Raw genomic sequence first — 21984 nt, 5'->3', positions numbered from 1 at the left:
CGGCGGGCGCCTGTTCGTCCAGGTGCGCGGCATCGTGCAGGTAGGCCGGCTCCAGCGCATCGGCCTGGGCCTGATCGCGGGCCAGGCGCTCGGCCGCGTACTGCGCTTCCAGGCGTTCGTATTCCTGGCGCTCGGCTTCGGCCTGTTCGGTGGCGAGACGCTCGGCTTCCAGACGTTCGGTTTCGGCCTGCTCGGCGGCGACGCGTTCGGCTTCCAGACGCTCGGCTTCGGCCTGCTCGGCAGCGACGCGCTCGGCTTCCAGGCGTTCGGCTTCGGCCTGTTCGGCAGCGACGCGCTCGGCTTCCAGACGTTCGGCTTCGGCCTGTTCGGCGGCGAGGCGTTCGGCTTCCAGGCGTTCGGCTTCCGCCTGCTCGGCGGCGACGCGTTCGGCTTCCAGGCGTTCGGCTTCCGCCTGCTCGGCGGCGAGGCGCTCAGCTTCTGCTTGCTCCGCCGCGACACGCTCGGCGGCCAGACGTTCGGCCTCCGCCTTTTCGGTCTCGGCGCGTTCGGCTTCCAGACGCGCGGCTTCGGCCTCGGCGGCGTACTGCGCTTCCAGGCGTTCGTATTCCAGGCGTTCTTCTTCGGCGAGGCGGTCGGCCTCGGCCTCGGCCTTCTGCGCCGCGACACGCTCGGCTTCGGCCTGTTCGGCGGCGGTACGCTCGGCTTCCAGGCGTTCGGCTTCGGCCTGCTCAGCGGCAATGCGCTCGGCTTCGAGACGTTCGGTCTCGGCTTGCTCGGCGGCAACGCGTTCGGCTTCGAGACGCTCGGCCTCGGCCTGCTCGGCGGCAACGCGTTCGGCTTCGAGACGCTCGGCTTCGGCCTGCTCGGCGGCAACACGTTCGGCTTCGAGACGCTCGGCTTCGGCTTGCTCGGCGGCAATGCGCTCGGCTTCGAGACGTTCGGCCTCGGCCTGCTCGGCGGCAACGCGCTCGGCTTCGAGACGCTCGGCTTCGGCTTGCTCGGCGGCAACGCGCTCGGCTTCGAGACGTTCGGCTTCGGCCTGCTCGGCGGCAACGCGTTCGGCTTCGAGACGTTCGGCCTCGGCCTGCTCGGCGGCAATGCGCTCGACTTCGAGACGCTCGGCTTCGGCTTGCTCGGCTGCAACGCGCTCGGCTTCGAGACGCTCGGCTTCGGCCTGCACGGCGGCAATACGTTCGGCTTCGAGACGTTCGGCCTCGGCTTGCTCGGCGGCAACGCGTTCGGCTTCAAGACGCTCGGCTTCGGCCTGCTCGGCGGCAATGCGTTCGGCGTCCAGGCGCTCGGCTTCGGCCTTGCGCTGCGCCGCTTCGCGCTCGAGCGTCGCGTCGCTCTGGCCGAGCGACCCGGCGAAGGAGGCGAAGTCGATGGTGAACTCCGACGTGCCGCGGCCGTCGCTGCGGCCCTCCGGCACTTCGGCGCCGCCCGGGCCTTCGCCCTGGAACGCGCTGAGGTCGGTGGCGCTGAGCTCGCCCGCGACTTCGCTCGCCGGCTGGTCGAAGCCCGCGTCGAACTCGTCGGCGATCATCGGCAGGCGCGCGTCCGGCAGGCTGTCGCGCAGCGCGGCGATGCGCTCGGGCAGGCCGAGGAACAGCGGCACGTGCGGCGTCGCCGACTTCAGCGCCTGGATGGTGGTGCGGATCGCCGCGGCGACCGCGTCCATCGCGGCCACGCCCTCGGCGCTGGCCGGCGCGCCGCTGGCGAGCAGGCGCTTGACGTAGGCTTCGGTCGGTCCGGTGACGTCGGTGATGACCGGCACTTCGGTCATCGCGAACGCGCCGTTCATGGTGTGGATGGAGCGCTGCAGCGCGTCGTTGGCCGGCTGCGGGCGCACGCGCGCGGCGGCCAGCCACGATTCGATCGTGACCAGGTGGCCGGCGACTTCGCCGTCGAGGATCTCCAGCAGCACCGGGTCGACCGAGGCCGGCACGTACGGGCCGTCGGCGACCGGCGCCGCGGCGGCTTCCTCGACCGCAGCCTCGACCGGGGGCGCCGGCGGCTGATAGAAGGCTTCCTCGCCGCTGGCGAGCAGGTCGGCGTGCGCTTCCAGGCCGGCGACGTCGACGCTCAGCGGCGCCTCGTTGCGCAGCGCGGCGTAAAACGCCGGCAGCGCACGGTAGGCGTGATCGACCAGGTCCAGCACTTGCGGGCTGGCGACGCGGCCGTGCTCGCGCACGCGGTTGAGCAGGTTTTCGATCTTCCAGCTGAACTCGCCCAGGGTCTTGGCGCCGACCAGGCGGCCGCTGCCCTTGAGGGTGTGGAACACGCGGCGGACCGGCTGCACCCGGGTCAGGTCGTCCGGCGCTTCGCGCCAGGCCGGCAACAGCTGTTCGAGGTTGCCGATCTCTTCCTCGAATTCCTCCAGGAAGATCTCGCGCACTTCGTCGTCGATGTCGTCGACCTGTTCGAAACCGCCGTGGGCGCCTCCGGACGGGGTCAGGAACGACGGCGGCGCCGACGGCACCGCTTCGACCAGCGCGGTGTTGACCAGCCCGCCGGACACGCGTTCGGTGAGGTCGGCCGGTTCGGCCGCCGGCGCCTGCGAGGGCTCGGCGTCGAACGCGGACGCGTACTGGGCGGCGCCGTGTTCGGTATCGATCGACAGCGGCTCGCCGTCGGCGCGCCGCGGCGCTTCGATCTCGGCCAGGCCCCATTCGGGCGCGACCGGAATCTGCGGCGGCAGGGCCTCGGCGTCCGGCGGCTGCGACGCGGCGGCGGACTGCGCCGGCGCGCTCGTGGCCGGCGCGTTCGCGTCTGGCACGCCCGCGGCGGTCTCGGCCGGCGGCTCGATCCGGATCACGTCCGGCAGCGGCCAGTAGCGCAGGGCTTCCAGGCTCTGGCGGGCGATGTCGAGGATGTCGTCGCGGTTCGGGCGCTGCTCGCGCAGCGCTTCGAGGTAGTACTCCAGGCTGGCCAATGCGTCGGCCAGGGTGTCGAGCTGCTGGCCGCTGGGCACGCGGCGGCGGCCGATCAGCTCGACTTCGGTGTAGCGCTTGACCCCGGTGAGGTAATCGGCGGCCAGCGGCAGTTCGATCATGCGCAAGGCGCCGGCGACTTCGTCGAGCACGCGCGGCACTTCGCTGAGTTCCTCGTGGTCCCACTTGGTCTCGACGAAGGCGACGAAGGACTGGCGGGCGTCGCCGAAATTGGCGATGGCTTCGCGCGCGACCACGTCGAGCACCTTGCGCGCCTCGCCGGCGAGCAAGTCCTCTTCGGCCTTGTCCTCGGGCAGGCCGAGACGGCTGACCTGGTCGTCGAGCGAGGCGTCCACGTACAGCAGCGCGCCGGCGACGTCGAGCAGGGTGCCTTCGTCGGCGGCGCGGCGGCCCTCGACGATCTCGTTCATGGCGTCGCGCTGCTGCAGCACGACGGTGCGGGCCATGCCCAGGCCCATCATGCCGAGAGTGTCGCTGACCCGCGCCAGCGCCTCGACCTGCGGACGCAGTTCGCCCGGGTCGGTCTGGTTGGTGCGCAGGTGCAGGTCGAGCGCGTCCTTGACCCGCAGCAGGTCTTCCTTGATCGCCGCGGCGACGGTGTCGAGCAGCGCGCGGTTGCGCCCGCTGAGGCTGCCGCGGGCGTGTTCGAGTTCGGATTCGCTCGGCAGCTGCGAGGCCAGTTCGAAGGTCTGGCGCAGGTCGTCCAGGGCCGGATGACGGCCGTCGCTGTGGGCCACGTGGTAGAGCAGCTGGCGGGTCGGCTCGGCCGCGGGTTCGCCGCGCGGCGCGCTGAAGCCGTCGTCGGACAGCAGTTGGCGCGCTTCGCGCTCGACCCCGCCGAAGGCCTGGCGCAGCGCGCGGGTCGGCGGCAGCGCGCCGTCGCGCACCGCGTGGGCCACGGCCGAAGCCACCCACAGCATGCGCCGCACCGGTTCCAGCACGGCTTCGGCGAGCAGGCCGTCGATGGCCGAAGCCAGCTGCACGACCTTGCCCGGCGCGCCGTCCTCCGGCCACGCAGCCAGGGCTTCGCGCAGCGAGGCCAGGTGCGGCGCGCTGGCGTTGCGGCCGCCGGCCGCGCCGACCGGCAGCGGCGGCGGCAGGTGCGCCGGCAGCGGACGGTCGAGGTTGGGCGCGAACAGCACGCTTTCGTTGAGCCCGGACTCACCGCGGGTGGCGCGCAGCTCGTTGAGCAGCGGCAGCAGCACGATCGGGATGTCGCGGTGACCGCCCTGCAGGCGTTCCAGGTAATCCGGCAGCAGCACCACGCCGCGCATCAGCGCCGCGCAGGCTTCGTCGCGGTCGTGCACGCCGCCCTGCTGCAGCGCCAGCGCCAGCCGCTCCATTTCCTCGGCGACCATCGCCGGGGCGTACAGTTCGACCATGCGCAGGGTGCCGTGCACCTGGTGCAGATGATTCGCGCACACGCGCATGCGCGCGGCGTCGGCGGGATCTTCGGCAAACGCCTCGATCTCCTGCCGCGCCTGGCGCAGGGTTTCGTCCAGCTCGGGCTTGATCCAGCCCAGCGTGGTGGTGTCGATGGCTTCGCGCAAGGCGGTCATGGCGCGCTCCGCCCGTCGGCGCGGCCGCGTCGCGGACGCGGTGCGTGGCTCAGCCAGCGATGTGTCGGACGCTTCATCCTCGGTACAACCCTTTCGTATGTCTGTATCGGAGCCGCTGTCTGCCTTGCAACAACCGTGCCCGCGCTTCCTGCGGCTCCTGCCCGCGTCAGGCCGGCAGCTTGAAGTCGGCCACCGAGCGGCGCAGGTCCGCCGCCAGCTGCGCGAGGTTTCCAATCGACGCGGCGGTCTGGTTGGCGCCCTGCGAGGTCTGCGAGGTGATCTGCTGGATGGTGTTCATCGTCTGGGTGATGTTCGAGGCCGCGCTGGACTGCTGCTGCGCGGCGCTGGAAATGCCCTGAATCAGGTTCGACAGGTCCGACGACACCTTTTCGATCTCGCCCAGCGCGGTGCCCGCGTCCTCGGCCAATCGCGCACCGGCGACCACTTCGGAGGTCGTCTGCTCCATCGAGCTGACAGCTTCGTTGGTGTCGGACTGAATTGTCTGGACCAGCGTCTCGATTCGCTTGGTTGCGTTGGACGCGCGTTCCGCGAGTCGCTGCACTTCGTCGGCCACGACCGCGAAGCCGCGGCCCGCTTCGCCCGCCGATGCCGCCTGGATCGCCGCGTTGAGCGCGAGGATGTTGGTCTGCTCGGAGATGTCGTTGATCAGTTCCACGATCGAGCCGATTTCCTGCGAGCTTTCGCCCAGGCGCTTGATACGCTTCGAGGTCTCCTGGATCTGGTCGCGGATCGAGTCCATGCCCTGGATCGTCTGCCGCACCACGCCCGCGCCCTTGGTCGCGATCTGCACCGAGCGCTGCGCCACGTCGGCCGACTCGGCCGAGTTCTTCGATACCTGGTCGATCGAGGCCGCGATTTCGCTGATGCGGTCCGACGCGGAGTTGATCTCCTGCGCCTGGTGTTCCGCCGCCTCGGCCAGGTGCATCGCGGTGGCCTGGGTTTCCTGGGCGCTGGAGGCCACCTGCACCGAGGTGTCGGTGATCGTCTGCACCAGGCTGCGCAGCTGCTCGACCGCGAAGTTGATCGAGTCGGCGATCGCGCCGGTCATGTCCTCGGTGACGGTGGCCTTCACCGTCAGGTCGCCTTCCGCGAGCGAACCCATTTCGTCCAGCAGGCGCATGATCGCCTCCTGGTTGCGGTCGTTGAGTTCCTTGGTGGTCTGGTAGCGGCGCTGCTGGGCGTAGTTCAGCGAGAACAGCAAGCCGGCGATCGCGACCAGCGCGCCCAGGCCGGAGATGATCGACAGCCAGATATTGCCGAGGAAGCTGGAGTCGCTGAGCGAGCCGAACGAGGTCAGCGCGGTGAACAGCGACTGGCTGTCGGCGAGCATCTTGTCCGAGCCGCCGGTGATCGATTCGGCCGCGGCCTGGGCCTGGAACAGGTCCTTGGAGCTGGCCGAGATCGCGTCGAGGTCCTTCTTCATCTCCAGCCACAGCGCCTCGGCCTGGCCGAGCGCGGCCAGCGCGCCGGAGTTGCCGAGCGCGTTGACGCCGAACGACGAGTCGCCCTTGCGCAGGCCGGTGAGGATGTTGCCGAACACGATCGCGTCGCGGCCGAGCGCCTCGCCGGCCATGCCGGCGCCGCTGCCGCCGGCGCGGATTTCGGTGATGCGGCGGGCCATCGTCGCCGACAGCACCACCTGGCGCAGGGCGATGTAGACCTGCGAGGACGGCGAACCGGAGGCCGACATCGCGCGCACCAGTTCGTCCAGGCGCGCCTGCAGCTGCGGCACGCGGCCGGCGAAGCTGTCGGCGTTGCCGGCCAGCGCCAGCACCGCCTTCTCCGAGGCCAGCACCTGGTCGGCGCTCTTGCCCATCGGCTCCCAGGTCTTGGTCGCGGTCTCGATCGGGGTGGCCACGCCGGTGGTGCCGCCGTAGTTGTCGTTGAGCGACTTGACGTCCTCGTCGATCGCCGCCTTGGTGGTCTTGAACGCGGCGAACGCGTCCTTGTTGCCGCCGACCGCTTCGCGCGCCTGCACCGCGAGCTTCTGCGAGTTCACCTGCAGTCGCGAGGCCGCCGAGCTGGCGCCGCCCAGGCGCGCGGCCTGCCAGGTCGCGTAGCCGGTGTTCACGCCGAACACGAGCACCGATATGCCCAGCACGATCAGCCAGGTATTGGCGCCCAGCATGCGGCTCTTGCCGGCGTTGTCCATCACAGTGCTCATGGTTCGGGAACCTCGGGTGTACGTGCGTGCGGTCTTGTTGGAGGAAGCGGCTGCGTCAGGCCGCTGCTTGTCGGAATTCGGGGGTGCGGGCCAGGCGGTCGAGATTGAACACGCCCCAGGCCTGGTCGTCGACGCGGTAGGCGCGCTCGACGAAATGGGCGTAGCGGCCGTGCACCAGCGCCTCGGCGTCTTCCAGCGCCAGCAGGTTGTGCTCGTGGAAGCTGCGCTGGCCGTAGAGCTCGTCGATCAGCACGGCGACGTCGCCGCCGGGCTGGCGCACCAGCAGGATGCGCTGGCCTTCGTGCAGCACGGTGCGCTCGCCTTCCAGGAACTGCTTGAGGTCGACGATCGGCAGCAGGCTGCCGCGCACGTTGGCCAGCCCGAGCATCCACGGCTGCGCGCCGGGCACCTGGGTGAGCTGCGGCAGCGACAGGATTTCCACCACCTCGGCGAAGGTCGAGGCGAGCCGGCGCGCGCCGATGCGGTAGCCGACCCCGCGCCACAGGCCCGGCGCGTCGAGCTGTTCGGGCAGACCGGCCACGTGCGCCAGCGAACGGCGCTCGTAATCGCTCAGCACATCGAACGGCGTCTTCAAGATCATCGGTTCACTTATCCAGCAGTTCTTTGATCCGCGCGATCAGGTCGTCCTCGCGCGGGGGTTTGACGATGTAATCGCGCGCGCCCTGGCGCATGCCCCAGGCGCGGTCGGTCTCCATGGCCTTGGTGCTGACGATCAGCACCGGGATCTGCTTGGTCTGCTCGTCCCGGCTCAGCGCGCGGGTGGCCTGGAAACCGTTCATGCCCGGCAGCACCACGTCCATCATCACCAGGTCGGGCAACTCGCGCTTGGCCGCCTCGATGCCGTCCTCGGCGCTGCCGGCGGCGAACACCTCGTGACCGTTGCGTTGCAGCAGCTGGGTCAGGACGGCGGTGTCCGTCGCAGAGTCCTCGATAAGCAGGATGCGTGCCATGGTGCCCTACCCCCCGGTCAGGCGTGTACGTGCTTGCGGATCGCGTCGAGGAGTTCCTCGCGCGTGAATGGCTTGGTCAGGTATTGCTCGGAACCGACGATGCGGCCCCGCGCCTTGTCGAACAGGCCGTCCTTCGACGACAGCATGATGACCGGCGTGCCCTTGAACAGATGATTGTTCTTGATGAGCGCGCAGGTCTGATAGCCGTCCAGACGCGGCATCATGATATCCACGAAAATGATTTGCGGCTGTTGGTCGGCGATCTTCGCCAACGCCTCGAATCCGTCGATGGCCGTGACCACCTCGCATCCCTCGCGTTTCAACAGCGTCTCGGCGGTTCGACGGATGGTCTTGGAATCGTCGATCACCATGACCCTGAGACCATCGAGGCTGCCGCTACGAACCTCGTCGAGCATTCTTTGTATCCCCCATTGCAAACGCCTTGAAATCCCCGGGGCGTTGCGAAGCCGTCTTTATTTCAAGCCGCACGCAGGCTGTCAAGCACGCATTCCGCGCCCGGAAACTGAATACGCAAGCCGATCAGATCGCAGGACGAACTTGCCGGCGGTCACGCTGTTGCCGGCGGCCGCTCCCTCGACCTAAGCCATCGTCCCCTTCCGCGCAAGGCGGTCGCCCTGATCGCTGCGTGTCGCAAATGGACGCTGCACGGCCGTTTGCGACCCCTACATCATGACAGATACCGGTGACCTGCCTGCTACCATCCCGTCAATCTTTGAGGATTCCGTTGCCATGCCGTTGGACATCGTCGTCGTGATGGACCCGATCGGGTCGATCAAGATCGCCAAGGACTCCACCTTCGCCATGTTGCTGGAAGGCCAGCGCCGCGGCCACCGCCTTTGGTACGTGAAACCCGGCGGCCTGAGCCTGGACGGCGGCCGCGCGCTGGCGAACGTCGCGCCGCTGCGCGTGCGCGACGATAAAAACGGTTGGCACGAATTGGGAGACTGGTCACAGATCGAACTCGGCAGCGCGCACGTGATCCTGATGCGCAAGGACCCGCCGGTCGACGCCGAGTACCTGCACGACACCCAGATCCTGTCGGTCGCCCAGCGCGCCGGCGCGTTCGTGGTCAACGATCCGCAGGGCCTGCGCGACTACAACGAGAAGCTGGCCGCGCTGCTGTTCCCGCAGTGCTGCATCGACACCCTGGTCAGCCGCGACGCCGGCGAGCTCAAGGCCTTCGTCCAGCGCCACGGCCAGGCCGTGCTGAAGCCGCTGGACGGGATGGGCGGGCGCTCGATCTTCCGCGCCGCGGCAGGCGAGCCCAACCTCAACGTGATCCTGGAAACCCTCGGCGACGGCGGCCGCCACCTGGTGATGGCGCAGAAGTTCCTGCCCGACATCAAGGACGGCGACAAGCGCGTGCTGCTGGTCGACGGCGTGCCGGTCGACTACGCGCTGGCGCGGATCCCGCAGGGCGACGAGTTCCGCGGCAACCTCGCCGCCGGCGGCCGCGGCGAAGGCCGCCCGCTGAGCGAACGCGACCGCTGGATCGCCGCTCAGGTCGGCCCGGAGATGCGCGAGCGCGGCATGCTGTTCGTCGGCCTGGACGTGATCGGCGACTACATGACCGAACTCAACGTCACCAGCCCCACCTGCATCCGCGAACTCGACGAGCAATTCGGCCTCAACATCGCCGGCCTGCTGTTCGACGCCATCGAAGCCCGCCTGTCCGCCGCATGAGCGCCGGCGTTCCGCACCTGCCCGGCGGCGGCCTGGCCGAACCGCAGCGCTTCAGCGCGACCATGGTGCTGTCGGTGCTGGTGCACGGCATCTTCCTGCTCGGCGTCGGCTACACCCTGGAGAGGGCCGCGCCGGTGGTGCCGACGCTCGACGTGATCCTGACCCAGACCCAGACCGCGCTGACGCCGAAGCAGGCCGACTTCCTCGCCCAGGCCAACAACCAGGGCGGCGGCGAGCACGACAAGAGCACCCGCCCGCGCGACAACCAGTCCGGTCCGTCGCCGCAGGCCGAGGCCGGCGTGGCGCAGATGGCGCTGCGCGCGCAATCGCCGGCGGCGCAGCCGCAGCCGACCGCGCGCGTGGTCAGCAGCACCCGCGGCGAGACCACGACCGCGCGCGAGCGCATCGCCCAGACCCCGGCCGAGCGGCCTTTGCCGAACGGCCAGCGCAAGATCGAGCACGACATCGAGATGGCGCGGCTGGCGGCCGAGATCCACATGCGCTCGGAGCGCTACGCCAAGCGCCCGACCCGCAAGTTCGTTTCCGCCAGCACCACCGAGTACGCCTGGGCCGGCTACCTGCGCGAATGGGTCGACCGGGTCGAGCGGGTCGGCAACCTCAACTACCCCGACGAAGCGCGCCGGCGCCGGCTCGCCGGGCAGGTGGTGATCAGCGTGGCGGTGCGCCGCAACGGCAGCGTCGAGCGCGCCGACATCGTGCGCAGCAGCGGCGTCCGGCTGCTCGACGACTCGGCCCTGCGCATCGCCCGGCTGGCCGAGCCCTACCCGCCGCTGCCGAAGACCGAAGAAAACCCGGACATCCTGCACGTGACCCGGACCTGGAACTTCCTGCCGGGCGGGTCGTTGGTCGACGAGTAGGCGCGCGGCGCATCACTGCTGCACCGGCGGTTCCAGCATTTTTTCTTCGAAACGCATCGAGCGGCAGGCCACCAGGATGCACAAGCCGTCGTCGAACTGCAGGAAATGCTCCAGGCATTCGCCGGTGGGGTCCAGGCGCAATTCGTGGCAGAGCAGGTCTTGTGCCGCATCGCCGTCGCGGGGCGGCTGGACGAACGAATACGCGCTCACCTCGTCGTAGCGCAGGCACAGGACTCGATCGTGCCAAGGCCCGAGCAGATCCAGTTCCAGGCCCATGCGCGGCCGCTGCGCGCACGCGTCCGCTGGCGCCAGCGCCAGCCGCTGCAGCCAGGCGTCGTGCAGCGAGCCGCGCGCGTGGAGCCCGTAGCGGTCGGAATCGGCGGCGAAGGCATACAACGCTTCGCCCAGGCGCTGGCGGATGCCGGCCAGGTAGTCGAAGTAGGCCTCGAAACCGCTCCAGCCCAGTTCCTCGTCGTTACGCAGGTAGCGAAAGCTGGGCGACGTCATTTCAGCGCCGGCCCCGGATGCTGTTCGACCAGCTTCCACGGCACCAGCGACCAGTCCGGATATTCGCAGGCGCGCGCGACCCGGGCGAAGTACGGGCCGAGGTAGAGGCCGTCCGGGGTCAGGTACCAGATCGAGGTGCCCCACACGCCAGGGTCGGAGTAATCGCAGCCGTCTTCGTCGTCGCCTTTCGGCGGCATCATCTCGCGCGGGTGCAGGCCGGCCAGGGTCTTGATCGTCCACGGCACCAGGGTCGATTCGCGGTACTGGTCCAGGCGCTTGTAGCCGGGGCTGTCGTAATCGCCCGGACCGGTGCGGCGCGGCGGCGCGCCCTTGCCGAGCCACAGCACGTCTTCCAGCGCGAGTTCGCGGCCCTCGCGCACGTCGATGGTCAACGGCGAGTCGCCGAAGTCCGGATGCGCGCCGCCGCAGTAGTAGCTCGTCATCAGGCTGAGGCTGAGGAAGCGGCGGTCGAACAGGCGCGGGGTGACGGTGAGGTCGAACTCGCTATTGGCCGCGGAGGTGCATTGCAACGCGTCGATGGCGGTATGCCACAGGCGCTGGCTGAGGATGCGGTTGACGCGGGCGCGCGCCGGCTCGTCGAGGCCGGTTTCGACGGTGAACAGTTCCACCCCGGTGCGCGGTTCGCGCCACCATTGCAGGCGATGGCCCTGGAACTGCTGGGTCTTGGCTTTCTCCAGGTTCAATTCGCCGATGCGCAGCGCGTCGAACGCGGACACGTCGTCGCCGGCGCGGCGATAGCGCTCGCCGTCGCGGCCGGCGCGCAGGGCCTCGGCGTCCACCCGCTGCAGGCGTACCGGCAGCGTGCGCTTGCCGGCGCGCCACTGCCCTTCCAGCGCACCGTCCTTTTCGCTCAGCTCCCAGCGCTCGGTGACCGCGTCGTCGCGGCTGCGCACTTCCAGGTGCAGGCCCTGGCCGTCGCGCTTGCCTTGCAGTTCCAGGTCGCGCAGGTGCTTGAGGTAGAAATACTGGCCGTAGACCTCGGCGCCGTCGCCGCGGCTCAGGCTCATCGCCACCGGCAAGGCGCCGACGGTCCCGCGCCAGACCTCGGCCGGCTCAGCGGCGGACGCGAGCGGCGCCAGCACGGCGCAACACAACAGCGAAAGCAGGCGCAGCGATTTCATGGTTCGTCCTCGGGGGCAGGATGCGGCCGGGAAATCCGGGCGACGGCGCGCCGGGTTACGAAGAGCGCGCGCGCAGCGCGGCTTGTTCGGCGATGGTCAGCGCGACGTTGTTGCGCAGGTAGGCCGGTTCGATCCGCTCGGGCGCGATGCTTTCGCCGCGCGCGTACGCGGCGGCGGCCAGGCGGGCGAGATCGGCGGCGTGCGGCAGCGCCTCGGCGTCGATCGCGGCGAAGCGCGCGCCCAGGCGCTGGCGCAGGGCGCCGTCGGCGGCGGCGAAGCCGGTGCCGACGCCGAGCCAGCCGTCGGCGGGCGCGCCGTCGCCGGGCAGTTGCGCGGCGTCGGGCGCGAGCACGGCTTCGCGGTCGAGCGCGAACGGCTCGCCGTCGCGCAGTTCGAAGGCGGCGGTGTAGACCTCGCCCATGCGCGCGTCGATCGCGCTGAGCACGCGCTGCGGACCCGCGCCAGCGGCCAGCGCCTGCGCGCGCAGCGCGAGCACGGCCAGGGTCGAGACCGGGATCGCCGGCACGTCCAGCGCCAGCGCCACGCCCTGGGCCAGGGCGATGGCCAGGCGCACGCCAGTGAACGCGCCCGGGCCGCGGCCCAGCGCCACCGCGTCGAGTTCGCGGCGCTTCACCCCGGCCTCGGCGAGCAACTGTTCGGCCCAGGGCAGCGAGAGTTCGGCATGGCGGCGCGGCGCCAGCTCGAAGCGCTCGCGCACCTCGCCGTCGAGCCACAGGGCGACGGAGCAGGCTTCGGTGGAGGTTTCGAAGGCGAGGAGTTTCATCGCGGCGATTATCGCGCGGATGGGCGCGTGTGGGAGGGCCTTCGCCTGGTGGCTTATTGTGGGAGGGCCTTCGGGCCCGACGCTCTTGTTTCAGGCCGCGGCGATCCGAGACAAAGGCTCCGGGTCTGAAGGCCCTCCCACAAAAGGGCTCAGTACCCCGGCGCCGGCTGCCACAGCTCCAGCAGGCCGCCTTCCGGGTCCAGCGCATAGCCGAACTTGCCCTGCTCGGATTCCTCGTACCGGTCCAGCACCTGGCAGCCCTCCTCGCGCAGCCCCTGCAAGGTCGCCTGCAGGTCGTCGACGCGCAGGTTCAGCATGTAGGGCTTGTCGCTGGGCTTGAAGTACTCGCTGTCCTCGCCGAACGGCGCCCACACCGTGACCGCATCGCTTCCGCTGTCGGCGCGGCGCCAGCGCAGCAGCGCGCCGCCCCAGCCCTGCACGTCCAGGTCCAGATGGCGCTGGTACCACTGCGCCAGCGCGGCGGGATCGCGCGCCTTGAAGAACACTCCGCCCAATCCGTGCACGCGCGGCTTGCGCGCCGGCTCCTGCTCGCTCATGGCCCACCTCGTTGGCGACGACCGCATTCAGCGGTAGTAATAGTCCTCGCCGTCGGCCGGCGCGGACGAGGCCGATTCTAGTGCCAGCGGGCGGCCGGCGAAGAAGTCGGCCACGTCGTCGACCCGGCGCGTGCGCGGCAGCGGCGGCAGCGAGTCGAGGAAGGTGCGGCCGTAGCTCTTGCTGTGCAGGCGCGGGTCGCACAGCACCAGCACGCCGCGGTCGGTCTCGCTGCGGATCAGCCGGCCGGCGCCCTGCTTGAGCGCGATCACCGCCTGCGGCAGCTGTTCGTCGCGGAACGGGTTGCCGCCGCGGCGGCGGATCGCGTCCAGGCGCGCCTCGAACACCGGGTCGTCGGGCGCGGCGAACGGCAGCTTGTCGATCACCACCACGCTCAGCGCCTCGCCGGCCACGTCCACGCCCTCGCGGAAGCTGGCCGCGCCGAGCAGCACGCCGTTGCCCGAAGCGCGGAAGCGCTCCAGCAGCACGTGCCGCGGCGCTTCGCCCTGGACGAACAGCGGCCACGGGCCGTCCTTGAGCAATTCGGCGGTCTCGCGCAAAGCGCGGTGCGAGGCGAACAGGACGAAGGCGCGGCCGCCGGAGGCTTCCAGCACCGGCCGCAGGCGTTCGACCAGGGCCTGGTTGTAGTGGCGCACCGCCGGGTCGGGCAGGCCCGGCGGCAGGTACATCAAGGCCTGCGTGGCCCAGTCGAACGGGCTCGGCGCGAGCAGGGTCTTGGGCTCGAACAGGCCGAGCTTGCGCGCGTAATGCTGGAACTGGCCGCCGACCGCGAGCGTGGCCGAGGTGAACACCCAGGCCGCGCGCGAACGCTCGCGGTGCGCGGCCAGCGGGCCGGCGACGTCGAGCGGGGTGCGGCTGAGGCGGAAGCCGCGCGCGGTCAGTTCGTACCACAGCACGCTGCCGTCGCGGCCTTCCTCCGGGATCGCCGCGGGAGCCGCCTCGGCCTGCGCGTTCGCGTCCTGCGCGGCGGCGACGGCGTCCTGGTTTTCGGCCTCGGCCGCGACCTCGCGCCGCGGCGGCGCGAAATCGTCGTCCTCTTCCGGTTCCGGCGCCGGCCGCGGCACCGCCGCGCCGCGCCAACGGCGCAGCCGCTCGATGAATTCCTCGGCGCGCGCATGGCAACTGTCGAAGCCCGGCGCGGCGCCGCGCAGCGGCTCCAGCGCGTCGCGCAGGTTGGCCAGCGCGGCATCGAGGTTGTCGAACGCGTCCTCCACCGCCGGCACTTCGCCGGCGCGGCGGCGGGTGCCGCGCACCGGCAACTCGTCCATCGCCGTGCGCAGCGCGCGCACCGAATGCTCCAGGTCGCGCGAGGGCACCTGCAGGCTCGCCAACGCGCCGGTCACGCTCTTGCATTCGGCCAGCGCGTCGCGCGCCAGCTCGACCAGCGGGCGCGCGCTGATCGCCTCGCCGAAGAACTGCGCGGCCAGTTCGGGCAGCTGGTGCGCCTCGTCGATCACGAACGCCTGCGCGCCCGGCAGGATCTCGCCGAAGCCTTCCTGCTTGAGCGCGAGATCGGCCAGCAGCAGATGGTGGTTGACCACCACCACGTCGGCCGCCTGCGCGCGTTGGCGCGCCTGGACCACGAAGCAATCGGCGTAGAACGGGCATTCGCTGCCGACGCAGTTCTCGGCGGTGGACGTCACCATCGGCAGCAGCGGCGATTCTTCCGGCAGCGCTTCCAGTTCGGCCAGATCGCCGAGGCGGGTGCGCCCGGACCAGGCGACGATGCGCTGGAACTGCGCGGCGAGGTCGCGCGAAGAGAACTTCGGCTCACCCTTGGCCTGCTCCATGCGATAGCGGCACAGGTAGTTCGCGCGGCCCTTCAGCAACGCGGTCTTGACCCCGACGCCGAGCGCGTCGCGCACCCGCGGCAGATCGCGGTGATAGAGCTGGTCCTGCAGCGCGCGGGTGCCGGTGGAGACGATGGTCTTCAGGCCCGACAGCAGCGCCGGCACCAGGTAGGCGAAGGTCTTGCCGGTGCCGGTGCCGGCCTCGGCCAGCAGGGTTTCGCGGGTTTCGAAGGCGTCGGCGATCGCCGCCGACAGGTCCTGCTGGGCGGGACGCGGGGCGAAGGTTTCGAGCTTGCGCGCGATCTCGCCGCCGTCGCTCAGCGCGGCCCGACTGGCGACGCCGAGGCGACTGGGTTGCATGGAAGCGTCAGTACCTGGCGGGCGCGGCGACGGTGCAGGCGTCGATCTTGTCCTGCGCCTGCTTGCGCGACCTGATCAAACCGTCGCGCTGCGGCACCAGGGCGTCGTAGTGGTCCTGGCGCTTGGCCAGCTTCATCGCCGCGTTGACGCCGTCGAGCCGGCCCTGGCGCGCCTGCGCGATCGCCGCCCAGTGGCGGCGGCACAGCGGGCCGACCTGGGAGCCGCCGTCGTAGGCCTTTTGCGCGAAACGCTCGGCGTCGTCGAGCCGATGCAGCAACAGCGCGGCCTCGGCGCGCTCCTGCAGCAGCGCCGGATCGTCGGCGTTGATCTGCAGCGCCTGGTCGAGCGCGGCCGCGGCCTCGGGGTACTTGCGCGATTTCTCCAGCACCTCGGCCTTCTGCCGCAGGTCCTCGACCTGGCTGTCGCGCAGCGGCTGCACGTCCAGTTCGCGCGCGGCGGCGCCGCCGGCGGCGCGCACCTGCGCCACCGCGGCCTCGCCGTTGAAGTTGGCCTCGGCCAGCGCCGAGGGTTGCGGCGGCGCGACCGAACAGGCCGCGAGGGCGGCCAGGACTGCGGCGGTCAGCGCCGCGAGGACGGCGCCGCGGCGAGCGGCGCGCTGAGTCGTGCGGATCATCGATTACTGCTCCGGGGACGGGGGAGTGGGCGCCGGCTCGCGCGCAGACTCGTCCTTGTCCTTGCCGATGCCGAACCATTCGCGCCAGCCGCCGCCGGATTCCTCGGCCTGCGGCTCCGGCTGCGGGCACGGCGCGTATTGCGGGGCGAAGCCCGCCACGAACGGGAACCGGCGCGCGCCCGGGCAGGCCGCGTCGGTGCTGTTGCTGCCGACCACCGGCTGCCAGTCGATGCCCTTGTCGGTGACCTGCAGCGGCGCGGTCGGCAGCCGCGAGAAGATCGCCGACCACACCCGCATCGCGCCGGTGGCGCCGTACAGGCCGGTGGTCTGGTTCTGGTCGTTGCCGACCCAGATCACCGCCAGGTGGTCGCCGGTCCAGCCGGCGAACCAGCTGTCGCGGCCGTCGTTGCTGGTGCCGGTCTTGCCGGCCGGCTGCAGCTTGCCGAGGCCGTCGCCGATGAGCTGGCGGCCGGTGCCGTTGGTGACGGCCTGTTGCAGCGCGATGGTGATCAGGCGCGCGGCGATCGCGTCGCCTTCCTGCGCCGGCGCGGGTTCCTTGTCGTAGCGCTTGACCGCCTTGCCCTGCGCGTCGAGCACGCCGCGCACCGCGTGCAGCGGCTGCACTTCGCCGCCGGACGCGAGGAACTGGTACAGCTGCGCCATCGCGTACGGGCTTTGATCGACCGCGCCCAAGATCAACGAGGGATTGTTCGGCGCCTGGATGCCGGCCAGCTTCTGGGTCAGCTCGCCGACGGCTTCCGGCGAGACCTGCATGCCGATGCGCACGGTGGCCTGGTTGTAGGACATCGCCAGCGCATCGACCATGCGCACCAGGCCGTGGCTGCGGCCGTCGGAATTGCCCGGGTTCCAGTTGCGGCCGCGGCCGAGCTTGACCGTCACCGGCGAATCGTCGACCCAGGTCGACAGGTTGAACTCGCTCGGCCGCGCCAGCGCCAGCAGGTACACGAACGGCTTGAGCAACGAACCGACCGGACGCTGCGCCTCGACCGCGCGGTTGAAGCCCGGCTGGGTGAACTCGCGGCTGCCGACCACGGCCACCACTTCGCCGTTGTGCACGTCGGTGACCACCAGGCCGGCCTGCAGCGGCGGCCGGCGCTTGTTGTCCAGGCTCTTGAGCGTGCGTGCGACCGCGCCTTCGGCCTGCGCCTGCGCCGAGGGCTGCATCCCGCTCATCACGCTCAGGCCGGCGCCGGCGAGCGCGTCGGCCGGATAGTCGCGGGCGAGCTGGCGGCGGATCAGGTCGACGTAGGCCGGGAAGCGGTTGGCGGCGATGTTGCCCGGGTTCTGGCTGATCTCCAGCGGCGTCTTGATCGCGCGCTGGTATTCGGCTTCGGCGATCAGCCCGGTCTCGTGCATCTCGCCGAGCACGAAGTTGCGCCGCGACAGCGCGCGCTCGGGATTGCGCCGTGGGTCGTAATAGGACGGGCCGCGGACGATGCCGATCAGCAGCGCGATCTGCTCGGTGTTGAGGTCGCGCAGGTCGCGGCCGAACCAGAACTCGGAGGCCGCGGCAACGCCGTGGATGGCCTGCGAGCCGCGCTGGCCGAGATAGACCTGGTTGAAGTACGCCTCCAGGATCGTGCGCTTGTCGTAGCGCGCCTCGATCAGCAGGGCGTAGATGATTTCCTTGCCCTTGCGGGTCAGGGTCTGTTCCTGGCCGATGCCGAGCAGGCCGCTGCGCGCGAGCTGCTGGGTCAGGGTGCTGGCGCCCTGCTTGGCGCGGCCGGCGGCGACGTTCTTGAACGCGGCGCGCGCCATGCCCGACAGGTCGATGCCGAAGTGGTGGTTGAAGTCGCGGTCCTCGACCGCCTGCAAGCCGGTGACCAGCAGCTCGGGCACCTCCTCGATCCGCACCAGCCGCCGCTCTTCCTGCTTCTGGCCGTACAGCGTGGCGATGCGCGCCGGGTCCAGCCGCGCGGTGCGCAGCGCCTTCTTGCTGGTCAGGTCGCGCACCGCGGCGACGCGGCCGCCGGCGATGCTGACTTCGATCCGGCGCGGCTGCACGGTGCCGTCGACGTCGTCGAAGCCGCGGCTGGCGATGGTGAAACGGCCGCCCTCGCGGGCGTAAGTGCCCGGGCGCTCGCCGCCGTCCTCGCGATAGGAGGCGGCGTCGAGTTCGGTCTTGAGCGTGGCCGCATCCAGCGCCGCGCCGGGCGCGACTTCCAGCGGACGCGCGTAGACCCGGGTCGGGATCTGCCACTGCAGCTGGCCGAAGCGCTCGCCGACCTCGTGGTTGAGGTAGAGCGTGTACGGGATCAGGAAGCCCAGGCCCAGACCGCCCGCGGCCAGGGTCCAGGTCACCAGCCGCCGGCGCCAGCCTGGCTTGGCGCCCTGCCCGTCGTTGTCGTCGCGCTCGTCTTCGTCGTAATCGATTCGGGCCACGGAGATGCTGTGTCTTGAGTCGCGGGCAAGTCTAGCGCAGGCGTCCGGAGCGCGCGCCGGCGGCGCCCGGGATGGGCGACCTGGGGTCAGACCCCGCGATTGGGGTTTGGTTCAGGCCAGGAGGCGGAATCGGCAAAGTCGGGGGTGGTCGGCTGCCGGGCGAGACGCATGGGCCGGGTGGCCGTGTGGCCGGTTGCGGCGCTATGGCGATGGCGGCGGCGCCCCTGCGCTCTGGACGGACGCCAGGATCGTCCTTCGCCGCATCGTCGATCAGTGCCGTTGCCTTTGCTGTTGCTGGCGCTCGCCTCCGAGCCGTAACGTCAGCCCCACAGCCCCGGAGGGCGCGCGCATGGATGCGCGCGTGCGCCATGGGACAGGATGTCCCTTATGGCGCAGCCCCGCGTCGGGTACTGGACTTAGTGGCTTTTGACCTTAAACAAGCGTTTTTCTTTGGCTACTTTCTTTTGTCGCGCTGACAAAAGAAAGTAGCTCGGCCGCTTGCGGACGAAAGCTCTTGATGGTGGCTTGTCGTCAGGCGACACATCGGTAACGGCGAAAGCGGCAACAACGTCAACATGGGTTCCGGCTTTCGCCGGAATGACGAAGTAAGGAAACGATCATCGCCTTGGACAGAGGCGTAGCAGCATCGACGCCATGGCTCGCGCAGGCGCGGAAACTCGGACCAAATTTCGCGGCGCCATCGCTCAGCGCCTCAAGCGCTCAATCCCGCGGCATCGGCCCATCGCGCCCGCCGATGCCGTCGCGCAGCCCGCGCAGCATCGCCCGCAGGTAGCCCAGCCGCGGCCGTAGGAACACCGCCGTGCCGACGAACTTCAGCACCAGCCGCGGCAGGTCCTGCGCGGCCCAGCGCCGCGGCACTTCGGCGCGGCGGTACAGCAGCACGCGGTTGCGCATCATGTAGTACAGCCGGGTCGGGCTGTGCACCACCAGCTTGCACGAGGGCAGCAGGCCGCTGATCGACACCAGCTCGCCGATGCGGTGCTGCATCTGCGCGTCGCAGATGCCGTAGAGCTTGTAGCCGCGATGGCGGGCGCGCGAGCTCCATTCGATGTCGACGTTGTCGATGAACAGTCCTTCGTCCATGCCGCCGACGCGGTCGAGCGCGTCCAGCGGCAGCAAGGTGCCGGAAGTGATCAGGAAATCGCAGTCCACCGCCTGCCCCGGGCCGCCGAACAGCTTGCGGTTCATCGGGAAGGCGATGCGCACGAACGGCGCGATCTCGCCGGTGCGCTGGTCGCGGAACTGCGGGCCGACTGCGGCCACCGGCCCTTGCGCGCGCAGTTCGCGCAAGGCGCGCTGCAGGGTCGCGACCATGCCGGCGCCGACCTGGCTGTCCTGGTCCATCAGCAGGATCTCGGCGAAGCCGGCCTCGCGCGCCAGCCGCGCGGCGTGGTTGATCGCGCTGCCCAGGCCGACGTTGCGGTCGCTGCGCAGCACCTGCACGCCCTGCGCGCGCAGTTCCTCGAACAGCGCGGCGACGTCGGCGCCGGGGCTGGCGTTGTCGAAGATCTGCACCCGCCCGACCTGCGGGCGCACCGCGGCGACGACGTCGCGCAGCAACTCGATCTGCGGGTGATAGGTGACGATCGCCGCGCAGACATCGGCGCAGGCGGGAACGACGGGAGCGGTCATGTCAGCGCGGCTCCGCGGCGCGGCGGCGCTGGGTCGGGAAGGTGGGGATGGGGCGGGAGCGATGGGGCATGCGCGCATTATCGCCCAGGCGCGGGGGCAGGTCTTGGAGGCGTCCGGCAACCTGGGAGAAGAGCGTCGGGCCTGAAGGCCCTCCCACAAGCGCAAAAGCAGGCCGGTCAAGAGCCAAGGCGGCTCGGTCCGGCGAGGAAGCCCCCGCTGCTCGCTCTTGTGGGAGGGCCTTCAGGCCCGACTCTCGTGTACCCGATCGCCGCGAACTACCGGTTCAATTGCTCGCCGCCCCCGCCGCCTGCACCCGCGCGGCCAGTTCGGCCAGCCCGGGCGCATTGCCGTCGAGCGAACGCGCCGCCTGCAGCGCGGCGCGCGCGGCGTGCAGTTCGCCCGCGCCGAGGCGTTCGCTGCCGACGCCGATCCAGCGCTGGGCCAGGCGCGCGGACGCCTCGCGCACCGCACCGCCGCCGCCCTCCAGTGCGCGGCGCGCGTCCAGGCATTCGCCGGCGCGCGAGAGCCGGTTGCCGCCGAGCTCGCGTTCGAAGCAACGCTTGGCCGCCGGCAGCAGCCGCGCGGCGGCGGCGCGCACCGCCGGGTCGGCCGGGGCGATGGCCTGGGCCGCGCGCAGTTTGTCGTAGGCGCTGTCGCCGGGCGGTGTCAGCAGGTCGCCGCGCTGTTCGGCGGCGGCGGCTTCGGTCAGCAGGCGCTGCAGCGACTGGCGCCGGCGCAGCGGGGTTTCCTGGTCGAAGCGCTTGCGCGATTCGCGCGCGCGGTCCAGGTGCTGGCGCGCCAAGGTCACCGCCGGCGCGGTCGGGGCGACTTCGCGCGCCAGCGCCAGTTCCTGCTCGGCTTCGGCGAAACGGAAATCCGCGGCCAGCCGCTCGCTGCGCTCGGCGTGCACGCCGGCGACCGCGAGCAGGCCCTCGCGCGCGGCGCCGTCGTCGGGCCGCACCGCCAGCAGGTCGCGGTAGCCGGCCAAGGCCACGTCGGGCTTGTTCCGGCGCAGCGCCTGCGCGGCCTCGGCGCGGCGACGCTCCAGCCGCGATTCCAGCAAGGTCAGGCTGTCGGGCAGATCGGCGTGGCCGGGGTCGGCCTCCTGGACGCGGGCGATGCCTTGCGCGCCGCGCACCAGTTCGCCGCGTTCCAGCGCCTGGCGCGCCTGCTGCAGCAGGTCGGCGAGGGTGTCGTCGCGGCCTTCCAGCGCGTCGTTGCGCTGCGGCTGCAGCTCCAGCACGCGCAGGTACAGCGGCAGGGCCGCATCGGGCGCGCCATCGAGGCGGCCCTGCTCGCGCGCCGCCGCGGCGGCGACGATCATCCGGTCCAGGCCGGCGTGGACGGCTTGGCGCTGGCGCAGCAATTGCGCCAAGGGCTCGACCCGGGCGCGCGGCACCGCCAGATCGCGGGCGAGGTCGATGCGCTGGCGGGCGAATTCGAAATGGCTGCCGTCGATGGCCTGGCGCGCCTGCTGCAAGGCGACCTCGCCGGTGCGGGCGAGGCCGGCGCGGGCGTCGCTGCGGTCCGGGTCCAGGGCCAGCGCGGCCTCGTACAGCTCGCGCGCGCCGCGGCCGTCGGGCGAGCTCAGGCGGCCTTCGGACAGCGCCTGCCCGGCTTGTTCGCGCAGGCGCTGCAGGCGGGTTTCCGGCCACACCCATTCCGACAGCGGCTGGCGCCAGACCGCCAGCGCCGCGACCACGCCCGCGGCGGCCAGTCCGAGCGCGATGCGCAGCCAGTGCCGGGACAGCCACAAGCGCAACGCCGAGGGCGCGGCCGGCGTATCGCTCGCGCGGCGGGGGGCGTCGAAATCCAGTGCGGTCCAGTCGCCGGCCGCCGGCTCGATGCGCGCGCCGCCCGGGTGGACCGGGGCGAGTTCGGGCGTGGCGGGCGGGCGGGGATTCACGGCGCACAGGATAGCGCCGT

General features: G+C 71.0%; 16 protein-coding genes and 3 pseudogenes. 4 read left to right on the top strand and 15 right to left on the bottom strand.

Going from position 1 to position 21984, the window contains the following annotated elements; genetic code table 11:
* Window positions 1–120 precede the first annotated feature (120 nt).
* A complete protein-coding gene (locus tag RDV84_RS26435; RefSeq protein WP_425608213.1) occupies window positions 121–1350 on the top strand; it encodes a pentapeptide repeat-containing protein in 1230 nt (409 codons plus the stop codon).
* 793 nt (window positions 1351–2143) lie between these two features.
* Here RDV84_RS26435 and RDV84_RS26430 read toward each other — a convergent pair.
* The 5 genes and pseudogenes from RDV84_RS26430 to pilG form a co-directional block, all read right to left on the bottom strand.
* Window positions 2144–4471, bottom strand: a pseudogene (locus tag RDV84_RS26430) (FimL-related protein); the annotation flags it as partial.
* Window positions 4472–4637: 166 nt separating this feature from the next.
* Complete coding sequence (locus RDV84_RS13205) at window positions 4638–6656, bottom strand: methyl-accepting chemotaxis protein (protein ID WP_057948676.1); 2019 nt, start codon at window positions 6654–6656, stop codon at window positions 4638–4640.
* Window positions 6657–6711: 55 nt separating this feature from the next.
* Window positions 6712–7251: a chemotaxis protein CheW gene (locus RDV84_RS13200; RefSeq protein ID WP_057950245.1), complete on the bottom strand. Its 540-nt coding sequence runs from the start codon at window positions 7249–7251 to the stop codon at window positions 6712–6714.
* A 10-nt stretch (window positions 7252–7261) separates the two neighbouring features.
* Window positions 7262–7627 (bottom strand): response regulator, encoded by a 366-nt coding sequence (locus tag RDV84_RS13195; RefSeq protein WP_057948677.1) that lies wholly within the window; start codon window positions 7625–7627, stop codon window positions 7262–7264.
* Window positions 7628–7644: 17 nt separating this feature from the next.
* Window positions 7645–8043, bottom strand: coding sequence for a twitching motility response regulator PilG (pilG, locus tag RDV84_RS13190; protein WP_057948678.1), 399 nt, complete (start codon window positions 8041–8043; stop codon window positions 7645–7647).
* 334 nt (window positions 8044–8377) lie between these two features.
* Here pilG and gshB point away from each other — a divergent pair, with 334 nt between their 5' ends.
* The gene (gene gshB / locus RDV84_RS13185; RefSeq protein WP_057948679.1) at window positions 8378–9331 is read left to right on the top strand and encodes a glutathione synthase; all 954 of its coding nucleotides are present in this window, start codon (window positions 8378–8380) and stop codon (window positions 9329–9331) included.
* Window positions 9328–10209, top strand: a complete 882-nt coding sequence (locus RDV84_RS13180) for an energy transducer TonB (RefSeq protein WP_057948680.1) — start codon at window positions 9328–9330, stop codon at window positions 10207–10209. The genes gshB and RDV84_RS13180 overlap by 4 nt, the downstream gene beginning before the upstream one ends.
* 12 nt (window positions 10210–10221) lie before the next feature.
* Here RDV84_RS13180 and RDV84_RS13175 read toward each other — a convergent pair whose 3' ends face one another.
* From RDV84_RS13175 to tsaB, 3 genes are read right to left on the bottom strand one after another with little or no spacing between them, the layout of a single operon-like run.
* Window positions 10222–10716 (bottom strand): hypothetical protein, encoded by a 495-nt coding sequence (locus tag RDV84_RS13175; RefSeq protein WP_309150622.1) that lies wholly within the window; start codon window positions 10714–10716, stop codon window positions 10222–10224.
* On the bottom strand, window positions 10713–11858 hold the full coding sequence (locus RDV84_RS13170) for a hypothetical protein (protein WP_309150621.1): 1146 nt from the start codon (window positions 11856–11858) through the stop codon (window positions 10713–10715). The genes RDV84_RS13175 and RDV84_RS13170 overlap by 4 nt, the downstream gene beginning before the upstream one ends.
* Before the next feature lie 55 nt (window positions 11859–11913).
* Window positions 11914–12642: a tRNA (adenosine(37)-N6)-threonylcarbamoyltransferase complex dimerization subunit type 1 TsaB gene (gene tsaB / locus RDV84_RS13165; protein WP_309150620.1), complete on the bottom strand. Its 729-nt coding sequence runs from the start codon at window positions 12640–12642 to the stop codon at window positions 11914–11916.
* A gap of 19 nt (window positions 12643–12661) precedes the next feature.
* Between tsaB and RDV84_RS26425 the strand changes: the two are divergent.
* Window positions 12662–12778, top strand: a pseudogene (locus RDV84_RS26425) (DUF6053 domain-containing protein); the annotation flags it as partial.
* A 13-nt stretch (window positions 12779–12791) separates the two neighbouring features.
* On the opposite strand, the gene RDV84_RS13160 reads toward RDV84_RS26425, so the two are convergent.
* The 7 genes and pseudogenes from RDV84_RS13160 to RDV84_RS13135 form a co-directional block, all read right to left on the bottom strand.
* Window positions 12792–13199, bottom strand: coding sequence for a VOC family protein (locus RDV84_RS13160; RefSeq protein WP_057948684.1), 408 nt, complete (start codon window positions 13197–13199; stop codon window positions 12792–12794).
* A 27-nt stretch (window positions 13200–13226) separates the two neighbouring features.
* Entirely contained in the window at window positions 13227–15368 is a 2142-nt protein-coding gene (yoaA, locus tag RDV84_RS13155) for a DNA repair helicase YoaA (protein WP_309150619.1), read from the bottom strand.
* Between the two features lie 7 nt (window positions 15369–15375).
* Entirely contained in the window at window positions 15376–16002 is a 627-nt protein-coding gene (locus tag RDV84_RS13150) for a hypothetical protein (RefSeq protein ID WP_309150618.1), read from the bottom strand.
* 3 nt (window positions 16003–16005) lie between these two features.
* On the bottom strand, window positions 16006–18405 hold the full coding sequence (mrcB, locus tag RDV84_RS13145) for a penicillin-binding protein 1B (protein WP_101943847.1): 2400 nt from the start codon (window positions 18403–18405) through the stop codon (window positions 16006–16008).
* A 720-nt stretch (window positions 18406–19125) separates the two neighbouring features.
* Window positions 19126–20058, bottom strand: coding sequence for a glycosyltransferase family 2 protein (locus RDV84_RS13140; protein WP_309150617.1), 933 nt, complete (start codon window positions 20056–20058; stop codon window positions 19126–19128).
* A 176-nt stretch (window positions 20059–20234) separates the two neighbouring features.
* A pseudogene (locus RDV84_RS26415) lies at window positions 20235–20333 on the bottom strand (DUF6053 domain-containing protein); the annotation flags it as partial.
* Between the two features lie 8 nt (window positions 20334–20341).
* On the bottom strand, window positions 20342–21964 hold the full coding sequence (locus RDV84_RS13135) for a hypothetical protein (protein ID WP_309150616.1): 1623 nt from the start codon (window positions 21962–21964) through the stop codon (window positions 20342–20344).
* Window positions 21965–21984: the final 20 nt, after the last annotated feature.

Origin of the sequence: Lysobacter yananisis (genome assembly GCF_031199375.1) — a bacterium.
Taxonomy (GTDB): domain Bacteria; phylum Pseudomonadota; class Gammaproteobacteria; order Xanthomonadales; family Xanthomonadaceae; genus Lysobacter; species Lysobacter yananisis.
The sequence above is the reverse complement of the archived record's forward strand: the minus strand, read 5'-3'. Positions and strand labels throughout refer to the sequence as shown.